Here is a 13474-nt window from a genome sequence, read left to right on the forward strand (position 1 = left end):
TTAATCGCTTTTCTTAAACATTGGACCAAAACTAATTCCATTTTCATCTTTTGGGCGCTGCCAGGCCTCAAATAAACTAACTAAATTATTGACCAAGACCTTATCATAACTAATCGAACCTACTGGAAATGATGTTAAGTAATCGGCTTCCGAATCCAATACATGCAGAATTATCACAGCAAATTCGTTTTCAACTACAATGATCTCAAAATTACCATCAAGCAAACCTTCTTTAATACCGTAAAAATATTTTTGATGGTCTTTTGCAATGATTTTTCGATAATTGTGTATGGAAACACGATCTCGCTCATCTGACATCGGTAAGAAACACTTTAGCTGTATTTCAGTATTTTGTTTATTTTTGAGTTGCCCCAAAGCACCAACGAATGTATTGAATCTAAGAGATTTACCCCAAAATGCATCATCTGGAGCTAACCAGTAAATATTATTGATATCTTGTTTCTTCGCAAGAATTTCTTTGATTTTATTCAATATCAGTTTTGAATTACCTTGACTATAACAAGGTCCAATAAAGAGGTGGTTTTCGTTACTTACTTTACTCTCTATAGGATTTAAACTATCAAATAATGCAACTTGTGCCAAAAAACGACCATCTTTAAAATATTGATGAAAATTTAACGGTTCAAAGCCCTCAAGACTCTTAACTATATCTCGAATATTATTACCTTTCTTACTCTGTCCTAATGCCTGATAGGTCTTATCTTTAAGCTCATCGCTCATTATAGAGTCCAAAACTTTTATAGGTTGTGGATCGGCTTGAGCATCTATATTAAGGTCTAGAGACTTACGCACAGTGCATTCTTTTACCTTTTTCACAGTACCCATTTTGTAGATACTAGGCCTACCATCCATTTTTTTTAGAGTGATAATATCGTCTTCAATAAGTTGGTAAAATTGCTTCTGAAATCTATCTCGAACAATGCTTTCACTATTTGCCGCATGTTTGCTTGAAGCAATCAGTTTTAAGCCGTACATATTATTATCAGGCTTCTGAGCAATGTAATTAAAATTAGTAAGCTCATAAACTAGACCATGTGTATGCTCCAAAATCGATGCAACCTTAGGTATAGAATCCACAGTAGTGAAATATTTCATTGATTTGTTCGTCAAATGAAATAATCCATCCTGTTTAAGTTCAATCTCGTTATTTGTAATCAGTTGATCTAAAACTATCCGTGACTCTCTTTGATTCATACCCAAAAAATTTGCAATGTTTTTGACCGACATCGGGCTAATACGCAGTAACCGCATAATCATTGAATCAATAAATTTTGGCATTTGGCTTGATGTATAACTGAATTTTATTTCAAACTTCTGTGCCGGAATCAAAATATCAACATCATGATATGGGATGCTATAATTACTCATGACTGATACCTCGACCTGTATTTGTTCTGATATTTGCATTTAGTTTGAATTCATCTTTTCTATCAGCAATATATTGGTAACGAGACCTATCGCTTGAATGCTCTTTGATATAGTTAAGCACTTCACCAAGCGGTGATTCTTGATGTTTTAGCATATTCCATAAACGTGAAGCACCAAAAATAACTAAACGATCCATTGCCCTAGATAATGCAACATTAATTCGGTTTGGCATGTTCATGAATCCAATTTTGTTATCTGGGCTATTTCGGGTTATAGAAAGAATGATGATTCTATTCTCTTTCCCTTGATAACTATCGACAGTATCAATTTTTACTAATGATCTAAATTCTTCATTCCAAGACTTAGAATTGAACTGCTTACGTAAATAACGCTTTTGTTCACCATACATACATATAATGCCAATCGGAGGCTCATTAGGCTTAGATCGCTCTTTTAACTCTTTTAGTAACTCCTCATCTGCATGAATTCTTTCTAACAAGCTAATAATCTTACGAGCTTCATGCTTGTTAAAGAAAGTTGTTCCAACACCATCACTAAATTTTTCAGACGTATCGATCCATGTAACAGTAGAACGTAATTCTTGAACTGAACACTGCTGGTATATATTTGGTACGACTCGAACCATTTTCTCTTGATAAGGCTTACCTAGAGGCTCAATAACACCTGTTACTAATTCCTTATCATAGAAACACGCAGAAACCATTTCTCCGATTGCTGGAGCCATCCGATATTGAACTAATAACTTACCCTGTACAGCCTTACCATATGGTGAATTAAATAATCGCTCAAAATCGCTTTTTAAGTTTGCTTCAATACGGTTTTTTGTAAATCCTAACTTTCGACCAAGGGCTTTAGCATGTTCAGGTGAATATAATGGAGGTAATTGTTTATGATCTCCAACTAATAAAATGCGTTTAGCAGATTGCATAGCAATTGCTAACTCTGAAGAAATTGACCTCGCTGACTCATCAATAATGACCCAATCGAATGATTGGTTAGCAATATCAATAGAGTGATGTCCTATACCTACACAGGTACCGCAGATAAATTGTCTAGTTTTAGAAAGGTATGTTTCGTAATTAGCATTGGGACTATCAATCAGTTGATCATAGTCGAAAGCAATTTGCACGAGGGCTTTAGCGTTATTCGCGGACTTACCCTGAACCTCGAAAACCTCGTCCAGCATCTCCCATATTTGATTTTCTCGATCTAAGATCTGACGACTATTCCATCCTAATAGTGAAGTATGCAATTCCTTTGAATAATCCTTGAGTCTTTCAATAAGTTTCGCGGAAAGTTTATTCCACTCATCTTTTGAAATTAATTTATTATCTTCTGATTCTGTTGATACCCACATTCTAGATAAATGGCCAAACAGATGCACTTTTAAAAACAAAGCACATGCTAAATAATCTCTATCAACACCTATCGACTGACTTAAAGAAAGAACTCGCTCTTCCATTTCCGCTAAGAATAAATTGCGATGTGTCGATATGATTGAATCAGAAAATACATCTTTTAGATTATTAGATACTGCATTCTCTCTGTTACTGAAACGTACTATCTCTAGAGGTGTATCTAGTCTTTGCGAGTGTTTTCTTATGCGTTCAGCAGCAGTATTAACAGCTTCATGTGATTGACTGACCATTAATACATTATTGACGTTCTGTTTTTCAAAAAGAAAGTGAACAAATGCCGCAATGAATTCAGTTTTACCTGTTCCTGGAGGACCTTGTAAAATTGAAACTGGTCCGTAGTTTATTAATTTTCTGAAAGCTTCTCTTTGAAGATTGTTTAGACTAACAATGACCTCGCCTTGCTGGTCATATTGATCATATCGTTCAAAGTCCCGATCAGTAACAGTAATGTCATAGTGGATCGGATTAATTTCTGAATTAGGCTCGAAATATTCAACCAAGTTCGGAATATCAGATTGTCGTCTTAGAATCTGCTCTAACGCATTTTTTCGTTTCAAGAATGAAGATTTATCAGCCTTCGTTCTTAAATATAGAACCTCACCAACCTTAATTTTATCGGCATGTTTAACACCTTTAACTCTTAACTCACCTGCGAGTGAATTCTGAATATCAATATCACCTACTCGGAACTCTCTATCTTCGCCATTAAAATCAATAGTCTTGTATATTAGGCTGATAAGCGAATCTTTAGGAAATTTATCTAATACATCATTATCATCTTCATATCTTGCAATATAGATTTTGCTATCAACCAAATGTAATGGTTGTGACAAGACAATATATGGTAATGCCTCAGTCTCAGTCTCTAAAATTGCTTTCCATAGTTTCTTAGTATCAATATTTAGAGCAGCTAGTTTCTGAGTATCATCGCTTAAGCTTTTAATATCTATGGATTTTGAAGAATTTTCTACTAGAGGTTGATTTTCTTGCGTAAGCAATTGTTGATCTACCATCAAGCCTTCAGATGACTCCAAATTAGTAATTATATCAATACTTTCATCTTGATCGTTAGCTTGCTCTTGAAGGGCATCATTAATAGCTGTTGAAAATTCATCAATTTTAAAGAGAAATTCCGATAGCTCAGTATATTCTGGTCTACCTACAGAATGTTGAATATCAAGAGCTACATTTATTTCAAGCACAGCCTGATCTATGACATAGTGCGGAACAACATCTGACTCACGTACTCCCGTTACGAAGCATATCATCTTACTCATTGGATCTAGAATAAAATGTATTGAACCTCCAATACCTTGCATCTTAACAACAATATCATTTGCATTACGTCCCTTTTCTAATGCTACATAAATACGTTTATTGTCTGCAAAAATTTTCAGCTCTGTAAATTTATCAGGTACAGGAATACGTATTGTCGGAGTATCACCGTGGATTTGTTCAGTTTCAATACTTTCTAATAAGCGGCTTAAATCCCCTAAAGGATATTCTGATTCTTCAAGTTCTATATTTACAGTATCGCTAACCCATTTGAATTCTGAACTATCACTTCCTATTTCAAATCCAAGAATTTCACACACCAGTCTCATAATTGCATAATTTTGACACTGTTCACTTGTGGGATTATCAATGTAGGAGGGATAATACGCACTTTCGTGATCTAGATATTCATTAATATCAATAATGTCATTAAAAATAAAACTGTTATCGTCCAGATTGAACAAGATGCTTCGATGGTCAATTCTTCCGATTGGCAAACCTAACTTATGTAGATGGATGATGGCCTCAATCAAATTAGCTGCCAACAATAATCTTGATTCTTTCGTACTTTCAATTTGGTCAACAGTTATACCTTCAACGAACTTGCTAACTAGAAATAACGATCTTGATTTTGATGAAATACCAAATCTTTCTATGCTTGGTAAATATGATAAGTTTTGAGAATTAGCTTCCTTAATACGCTCAAAAAAGTGCTGATATTTTAAAATATCGCTAGATGAAAATTCATTTACATGAACATCGAACCATTCTTTGACACATAAGTCACCTGAACGATATAAGATAATATCGTTCTCATCATCTTCATAAATTTCATCATCTTCTGGATATAATCTATTCAGCCTTTCTGACGTAATATATTCATTTAAAAATGAGGTATCCGCTATAAACTCTACTGCTTGAACAGGTCGCTTTGTATTAAACTCTCTAAGCAATTGGCTAGCATCTTCGATTTCAAGATTTATAGCCTTTCTCACTAAATCTGCTAACCAATGGTCACTATTAACACATATATTGTTTAAGGCTTTTGGTGTTAAGCGAATATTCGACCACAAATGCCATGCCATGACAGCTAACATGTATGCATCTTTTTTAAATGCCTTCAAATTAGCAATTTTAGATTGCGTACCATCTGCAACAAAAGCAAGTGTTGGCTGTAAATCACTAATATTATTAGTTATATTTTTAGAGTCTGATGTAAAAAAATGTGAAATAGCTACATCTTTCTGAGGCGATATCCAAATACAATGCGAATTAATATCCCCATGAGAGATACCAAGGACGTGCATTTCAGAAAATTTGCTTAGTAAAATCTGAATTAAATTCAACTTATCATCTTCACTCAAATTAGGTGAGATCTTAGTAATAAAATCGTTAAATCTAAGATGACTTTGACGATATTCAACCAATTCATTGTACTGTTGAGTGATTTGATCCTCTTCTGGCATGATTAATGGAACAAGTGCCGTATTGTACAAATGGCTACTTTGCTTAAATTCAGCACTAATAACTCGCTCATGATTTAACAATGCTGATCTCATTTTAGGAGATTGAATACTCAATTCCTGAAAATTTGAAAACATCCACTGTCTAATTATTGCCTTGTCAGAGCGTGAAATAGTTGAAGTGGCTTCATACTCGGTATATAACTTTTTAGGGTGACTTAGAAGCTCATCATCTTGTTTATATTTTTGAACAATGATTTTTTTAAGTGGTGTACTTTTTTGCACAAAAATTTTGTCAATTAAATCGAAATCTTTATAAAGATGTTGGGCATCTGGATGCGGCTTAAACTCTTTATTAAATGAATTTTTATTGGCAAATTTTAAGAATTTATCAAGGCTGATGACATGCTTTTGTTCATCATTAGGCAAATTTGAAAAATTCACCTTGCCACACATTACAACAAAGAAATATACCCTTGGAACAAAACCTGGGTTGCCCTTAAATTTATCTTTGAGGCCCTTTAGCTTATTAACAAGGATGAATTGTTTTTGGCGTGTCACAGAAACAGGTGACACCCCCATATCACGATCATCCATGTACCAATTACCATTGGCAGACTTAATCGATTTACCATTCCAGTCTTTCAATTCAACGACAATTAGGACACTGTTGGTAACTAAGATTAAGTCAAACTCCCCCTCTTTTTTTGAAATCGAATCAACTAAGGTATAGCCTGCATAACCATACCAAGGACTAATTTTTCGCATTTCATCTTCAACACTGAACTCTTCTCGAATCTTTTCAATCGCTTTTGCTTCGTGCTGATGAAGCCCATTTGCTTGGGTTTTAATAATTAAAGACATAAAAAAACTAAATCCATAAAAAATAGATATTCGAAATCAGATCAATAAAAAGATGGCTATTCGAAATCAAATTAATAAAAAATTTAACATTCTGTATAAAGTCAACAAAAATATTGATATACGAAATTAAATTGATACAAAAAAGGATGTACGAAATAAACATAAAAATACGTCCATAAAAAATAGATATAAAAAAACAAATCCATAAAAATAGACGTAAAAACAAAATCTATAATTCTTTAGATTTGCCACTTTGATTAAATTTAAAACTTGGTTATATAGTTATGGGCCCAATGCAATATTGCACGTGCTCAAATTTAGGTAGGTTTTTTTAGCTATCTTTCCTTGGCTTTTTTAGCCAACAATAATTTATGTGTAAAATCTAATCGCATCAAAAAAATAAGTAAAGAACTTTTTTCAAATATTTAATTGATACACTGCGTAAACCAGGCTTTCTCAACATTCTTCCACTTCCAACACTACGTTCATTCATACCGTAACCCAAACCATACATGTTATGAATTAATGAAGGTGCTCCCAATCCTGCATGGTGCTGCCAATATACAACTTTTAAATCAGTATATTTCTGAGTAGCGTAAACCTTTCGCTTCCGCCAAGCATACAAGCATAATAGCCTGAAGTGCTGACGTCTAAGCATTTAAATTTCAGTTAAAAAATCAATGTTCTGTTGTATCCGTGATTGAATCATGTGTAGGGTAGATTCTCGAATCTGATCTGGGTACAACCGCTCTGCAATCTGACTAAACTGTAGTGCAATTGCACGCATTTCCAAGATGATCTCGTCAATTTCCTGTGCAGTTAGATTGGCTTCTGAAATACCGAGTTTATGGATGTCATTTCGGGAAATATTGAGTGCTTCTCCCATAATGTCCATTTGATGATAACCACCAGGGCCTTCACAGAAAGTGACATCATAGGCTGGCGCCAGTTTCCACTGACCATCTTTTGCCATAAGAAAGGAAAAGTTCTTGGTATGGTCATCCCGATTATTGAATAGCACATTAAACACAACGCGTTTGAATGCATGGGCTCTTTCCCGCACATCCTGAGTACACATCAATGTTGCCCGAAGAAAATTGCGATAGTCTAGGCTGCCTGGAACTTTATAATCGGCTCCGGTAAATGTTCTATAAGCCAAACGAATGCCAATGGCATGGTTGGCAATGACGTCGGTGAGATGTCTTCACCACTTTTTGCTATCGCTTCCTGAGTGATCTCTGCCTTTAATCATTCTTCCACATACATCTTTTTAAGTCTGGTATTTTCTGTTTCCAGCTCTTTCAGCCGTGCCATCAACTATCTATCCATACCACCATATTTGGCACGCCATTTATAGCATCTAGCATTGATCATGCAATGTTCACGACAAAGGATAGCTACCGGTGGACCAGACTCAGCCTGTTTAACAAGCTAAAATGTGAATATTAAAAAATTATTCAAAAATATTGAATTACAATTCTGATAAAAAAAATAATATATAGCTAGAACAGACTTCACAAAAATCACATAAATATGTAAGGGTACAAAATGTTAAACGGTGATTTAAAAAAAAATGCTATCGATAAATTTAAAAATACTAAAAAGATTTATGAAGACCTAGGGCAAGAAGTAGGTTCAAAGTCTGAGCAATTAATGAATCTCAGAAAAAATGATGCCCACAAAATTATTTCAAAAATTGAGGCCCTATTTAGTGCAATTGCGAATAAGCCTAAAGAATTTGATAAAACATTTACTGAATACAAAGCTGAATTTAAAGTCTTTAACGACATCTTAGAGAAGATTCGAGAAAATGCTCGCTTGGTCGACCTACAAGCAGGTAGCACTGCGGGAGCTGGTGTTGCTGCTGGCGCTGGTGTTGCTGCATTTGCACCTACTGCAGCCATGGCAATTGCAACTACTTTTGGCACAGCATCTACGGGCACGGCCATTTCTGCTTTAGGTGGTGCTGCAGCTACTAATGCAGCATTAGCTTGGTTAGGTGGGGGAGCTCTTGCTGCAGGTGGTGGTGGTATGGCTGCAGGTAATGCTTTATTGGCACTTGCAGGACCAGTAGGCTGGGCAATTGGTGGTACAGCATTAGTCGGAAGTGCACTTTTTGCACGTAGTAGAAATGAGAAAATTGCTAAAGAAGCTGATGAAAAAAGAAAGGAAATCGAAGTTCTAAATAGACAATTTAAAGCCGCGTCCTTAGAAGTGGAAAAACTTACGGAAGAGACACAGAAGCATATTGTGGGAATGCAATCTCTATTAAGAACGCTAGATTCAACACTCACCACACTTGATTATAATCAACTAGATGGCGGCCAAAAAGCGCTTATGATTTCATTGAAAAATCATGTAGAAAGCCTATGTCTACTTATGAAAAAGAAAGTTGAACTTTAATTTAATTAAATCATCAGGCAATATTAATGCAAACAACTTCAGTACAAGATCAGATTTCTAGTGCCATAGTCGATGGCATTAATGTTGCTCGACTGCAAGACGAAATTACACAACTTAATTTGCAGGATCAATGCTTTATTAATTCAATGAAGCATGTCGATAAAGTCCGAGAATTTATTGGTACACCTGAAAATATTTTAGGTAGCGACCTTACTAAACATGGAGAAATTGCCGAACATGTTGAAGTAGGTATTCGTAATGCAAGAGATGCTCTTGCAGGTGATACTATCAGAGCCACCTTTGAAGGGGTAGGACGCACTGCGCCCGAAGATTATTTGATTGATGGGATTCAGGTTCAATCAAAATTTATTAACGGTTTGGGCAATAACCTTGATCATGTGCTCAAGCATATGGACAAATATGAAAACTTCGGTCGTGACGGATCTTATTATCATATTCCAAAAGATCACTATGAATTGATTTCTAAAATTCATCGCGGTGAATACATTGAAGGTTTAAGTCAAAAGACTATCAATTCTGTTCAAGCAAAAATTGAAGAAATTCAAACTAAGTCTGGACAGCCATTTAATGAAGTGGTTCGGCCTGGAGTATCTGATTATGCTGAAGTTCAACAAGGCCAAATACATGAAACATTAAATAAGCACAGTGCTGACCTCGAACAACAAAATGAAAAACTGAAGGATATTATTCACGATAACCATCAAGCCAACTTAACAGAAGGGCTAAAAGCAGCTGGAACTGCTGCAGCTGTCGGTGGTGCTATTGCCTTAAGTTCCTCTTTATATCTCAAATATAAAAATGAAGGAAAAAATTTATTTAAGGGTGAGCTAACTAAAGAAGATTGGAAAGAAGTTGGATTAGATACAGCCAAAGCATCCGCATTAGCCGGTGTAACTGGTGCTACAGTTTATGGTTTGACTAACTGTGCGGGGTTAGCTGCTCCCTTAGCCGGTGCATTTGTTACTGCATCAAAAGGAGTAAGCTCATTAGTACATGACTTTTACCAAGGGAAATTAACTTTCGAAGAGTTTCAAATGAATGCAATTTTTGTTTGTGCTGATAGTGCAGGTGTTGGTCTTGCTGCCCTAGCAGGACAAACATTTATCCCTATACCGGTCTTAGGCACTGTCATTGGTTCAATCGCAGGAAAGTTTGTATGTGAAATTTTATTAGGTGAAGATAAGAAACTAGCACAGAAGATTGAAGCTTCTATGCAACTTTTTTTAGCGAAGGTTGGCCAAGTTTATATAAATGTCGTAAATAAAATTAATACTGAATTTGAAAAGATTGCTGATTTAAGAAGTAAAGCTTTTGACTTAAATACTAATATTTCAATCGTAGAGTCCAGTATTGCATTGGCTCGTGCTCATGGAGTGGAGGAATCAAAGATATTAAAAAATGAAGATGATTTACGAAGTTTTTTATTTGATTGATATTTATATTTAAAAAGCATGTTAGAGAAAAACGATGAATCTTAGATTTCGCAAAAGCATTAAAATTGCTCCAGGAGTTGAATAGCCCAGCCCAAATTTTATGAAAATGACAAATTGAAAAAACAAGCTCTCAATTACAAAAAAAATCCGAATCGTACTCATGCTAACAATATGACATTTATAAGGTTTATTTGTATTTTTGCTTAAATTTCAGTTAAAAAATCAATATTCTGTTGTATCCGTGATTGAATCATCTGTAGGGTAGCTTTTCGAATTTGATTCGGGTAAAGGCGTTCTGCAATCTGACTAAATTGCAGTGCAATTGCACGCATATCCAAGATGATCTCGTCGATTTCTTGTGCAGTGAGATTAGCTTCTGAAATACCAAGTTTATGGATGTCATTTCGGGAAATATTGAGCGCCTCTCCCATAATGTCCATTTGATGATAACCACCAGGGCCTTCACAGAAAGTGACATCATAGGCTGGAGCCAGTTTCCATTGCCCATCTTGTGTCATAAGAAATGAAAAGTTTTTGGTATGGTCATCCCGATTATTGAATAGCACATTAAATACAGCGCGTTTGAAAGCATGGGTTCTTTCCCTCACATCTTGCGTACACATCAATGTCGCTCTGAGGAAATTGCGATAGTCTAGGCTGCCTGGAACTTTATAATCTGCTCCGGTATATGCGGCCAAACTTTGCATTGGAATTCGCATACCCTTTTGACGGTCGAATCGTTTAGAAGCGAAAGCCGTTAAACCATTAGGCAAATTAAAAAAATGGGTGTCTGGGGTCTCGATTTCACACAGACGCAAGCATTCTGCATAGACTGCTTCAATGGCACAAACTTCAGGATGTTCTTGCTGAGCAGGAAATTTAATCAGCCAGGCTTCGTGTTGATCAGAAGCTTGAGTTGAAAACTCCAAGCTGACCGGATCTCGGTAAACCAGCGCCTTGGGTCTTGCTCCCTGTGGAGAGCCACCCATGACCAACAAATGCTGTAGAAATTCACCCCCCTCCCCTTTAAGTACTTCTTGAACTTCTTGTGCCAATTGCAGCAGTGGAATATTTTCTAAGGCTTGCATCTCTGCTACACAGGGTTCAAAGGATAAGGCGCCCATTGCATGTGTACTAATATAAGTCAGACGTTCCAAAGGGCCGATTCGAGCCGGATTCATTCCAATTTTTCTAAAATATCGATCCATCAGCAACATGCCCCAACCATCTGGTAAAGCATCATAGACTGGGCCAGGTAGCCCCATATGGTGCGCAGGAAAGCCTTGTCTGAGTGGAAGACCATTTAATGGTAAGAGGTAAGAAGACAGCTCAATACCGCTACGTATTGCTTCTGAACTATACTCAAAAGAAATGATGGGTCGTCCTGTCGTGGCTGTTGAGCTAATTAAAGTTCCCCACAGCCAAGATTCACCCCAACCGTTGTAATAAACATTGAGTTTATTGAGCATTAGCCTTTCCTCTTAATACGCTGGCGTTTACTCTGGCTTTCATAACGTAAAATATCATTAACACTATTCAGCTGTGGTTGGAACAATTCCTGAAGTTCGTGTAATCGACCTAAAACCATTGCAATACGGACTAAGTTTTCAACAGATACATTTCGACCCGCTTCTAGATTAGAAACGGTATTCACACCAACCCCTGAACGTGCTGCAACCTCGGCTTGAGACATCTCAAGAAAGAGCCGTTGCTTACGCAAACGCTCACCGATAAGTGTGATAACTTCTTCAGGTTTTATGAAATTTAAATCCATTATATTAAATCTTAATCTTTAATTATCCAATTAAACCACAAAATAATGGATTTATTCTAAAAATATTTTCTGAATAATTGAAAAATTTTAGTACAAAAAACAATAATATTGTCATGTGCCAGTTGTTTGATACGTTGCTGATCGGCTAACTGTTGCAAATAGCTATAGATGATAAATTAAATAATCATCTAGCTAAAAGTTCAGTATATGAATCCTTTCCATGGTCGACATTTTCAGGGTGAAATCATTCTTTGGGCCGTGCGTTGGTATTGTAAATATGGCATTAGCTATCGTGAACTTCAGGAAATGCTTGCTGAACATGGTGTGAATGTTGATCACGCCACGATTTATCGTTGGGTTCAGCGTTATGCGCCTGAAATAGAAAAACGTTTACGCTGGTATTGGCGTAATCCTAAAGAATTGAGCTCATGGCATATTGATGAAACTTATGTGAAAGTAAATGGACGGTGGTCTTATCTGTATCGTGCAGTCAACCAACGTGGTTATACCATTGATTTTTATCTTTCTTCTAGAAGTAATATCAAATCAGCCTATTGTTTTCTTGGAAAAATTTTAAAGAATGTAAAGAAGTGGCAGATTCCCAAAGTGATCAATACAGATAAAGCACCGACATATGGAAGTGCTTTATCACGGTTAAAACGGGAAGGAAAATGTCCACCTAATCTTGAGCACAGGCAAATTAAATAACAAAATAACGTGATCGAATGTGATCATGGCAAGTTAAAGCGGATCATCCGAGCGACGTTAGACTTCAAATCGATGAAGACGGCTTATGCCACAATCAAAGGTATTGAAGTGATGCGAGCACTCCGTAAAGGACAGGCTTCATCATTTTATTATGGTCAGCCTCAGGGTGAAGTGTATCTCATGAATAGAGTTTTCGGTCTTTAAGTAATTTTTAAAGGGAAAATCATCAGCTCAGATCTCTATTTGCAATAGTGCCATTTTCATTTCAATTGTGCCGATTCAAATAAAATGGCATATAATTTTTTGATTATGAGACCGAGATGCCCATATGGAAAAAGTTTATTCGCTCCAAGAAATTCTAGAAAATAGGCTAAATGGTCGAAGCACTGTCAATCGTCCAGTAATTAAGGCTAAGCCAATTTGTGCAGCAACACCTGAAGAGCTTGATCGGGTTGTCCGTGCAGCTGCAAAGCGAGTGATTGAACAACATCGTGAGGAATTGGAACGACTTGCAGATATGTAACCCAATCACTCTACTTGAATAGATCAGTAGAATTACCCACGCAAATCAATTTTATGTGCGTACATGCTTCAGTAAAGCTTATAAAAATCCCGACCTGAAACGATCATTAGACTATAGTCTAAAGTGAGTGATTGAGTGATTGAGTGATTGAGTGATTGAGTGATTGAGTGATTGAGTGATTG

General features: G+C 36.2%; 7 protein-coding genes and 4 pseudogenes. 4 read left to right on the top strand and 7 right to left on the bottom strand.

The window, feature by feature from the left end; translation table 11 throughout:
- The 5 genes and pseudogenes from LVY74_RS16420 to LVY74_RS16440 all read right to left on the bottom strand — a co-directional run.
- Nucleotides 1–1389, bottom strand: coding sequence for a hypothetical protein (locus tag LVY74_RS16420; protein ID WP_237815958.1), 1389 nt, complete (start codon nucleotides 1387–1389; stop codon nucleotides 1–3).
- Complete coding sequence (locus tag LVY74_RS16425) at nucleotides 1382–6430, bottom strand: AAA domain-containing protein (RefSeq protein WP_237815959.1); 5049 nt, start codon at nucleotides 6428–6430, stop codon at nucleotides 1382–1384. Before LVY74_RS16425 ends, LVY74_RS16420 begins: the two co-directional genes overlap by 8 nt.
- 421 nt (nucleotides 6431–6851) lie before the next feature.
- A pseudogene (locus LVY74_RS16430) lies at nucleotides 6852–7090 on the bottom strand (IS3 family transposase); the annotation flags it as partial.
- Nucleotides 7089–7574, bottom strand: a pseudogene (locus tag LVY74_RS16435) (HipA domain-containing protein); the annotation flags it as partial. The pseudogenes LVY74_RS16435 and LVY74_RS16430, both read right to left, overlap by 2 nt.
- Before the next feature lie 107 nt (nucleotides 7575–7681).
- Nucleotides 7682–7861, bottom strand: a pseudogene (locus LVY74_RS16440) (transposase); the annotation flags it as partial.
- A 117-nt stretch (nucleotides 7862–7978) separates the two neighbouring features.
- Between LVY74_RS16440 and LVY74_RS16445 the strand changes: the two are divergent.
- Both LVY74_RS16445 and LVY74_RS16450 read left to right on the top strand, forming a co-directional pair.
- Nucleotides 7979–8833 (top strand): hypothetical protein, encoded by an 855-nt coding sequence (locus tag LVY74_RS16445; protein WP_237815960.1) that lies wholly within the window; start codon nucleotides 7979–7981, stop codon nucleotides 8831–8833.
- 26 nt (nucleotides 8834–8859) lie between these two features.
- Nucleotides 8860–10287 carry a hypothetical protein gene (locus LVY74_RS16450; protein ID WP_237815961.1) on the top strand — a complete coding sequence of 476 codons (1428 nt, stop codon included), beginning with the start codon at nucleotides 8860–8862 and terminating at the stop codon, nucleotides 10285–10287.
- A 203-nt stretch (nucleotides 10288–10490) separates the two neighbouring features.
- Here the strand turns inward: LVY74_RS16450 and LVY74_RS16455 are convergent, their stop codons facing one another.
- Both LVY74_RS16455 and LVY74_RS16460 read right to left on the bottom strand, forming a co-directional pair.
- Entirely contained in the window at nucleotides 10491–11756 is a 1266-nt protein-coding gene (locus LVY74_RS16455) for a type II toxin-antitoxin system HipA family toxin (protein ID WP_237815962.1), read from the bottom strand.
- The gene (locus LVY74_RS16460) at nucleotides 11756–12061 is read right to left on the bottom strand and encodes a helix-turn-helix domain-containing protein (RefSeq protein ID WP_237815963.1); all 306 of its coding nucleotides are present in this window, start codon (nucleotides 12059–12061) and stop codon (nucleotides 11756–11758) included. Before LVY74_RS16460 ends, LVY74_RS16455 begins: the two co-directional genes overlap by 1 nt.
- A gap of 207 nt (nucleotides 12062–12268) precedes the next feature.
- Here LVY74_RS16460 and LVY74_RS16465 point away from each other — a divergent pair.
- Nucleotides 12269–12973, top strand: a pseudogene (locus tag LVY74_RS16465) (IS6 family transposase).
- Nucleotides 12974–13097: 124 nt separating this feature from the next.
- Nucleotides 13098–13292, top strand: a complete 195-nt coding sequence (locus LVY74_RS16470) for a hypothetical protein (RefSeq protein WP_237815964.1) — start codon at nucleotides 13098–13100, stop codon at nucleotides 13290–13292.
- Nucleotides 13293–13474: the final 182 nt, after the last annotated feature.

It is taken from the genome of Acinetobacter sp. ME22 (assembly GCF_022012315.1).
GTDB lineage: Bacteria > Pseudomonadota > Gammaproteobacteria > Pseudomonadales > Moraxellaceae > Acinetobacter > Acinetobacter brisouii_A.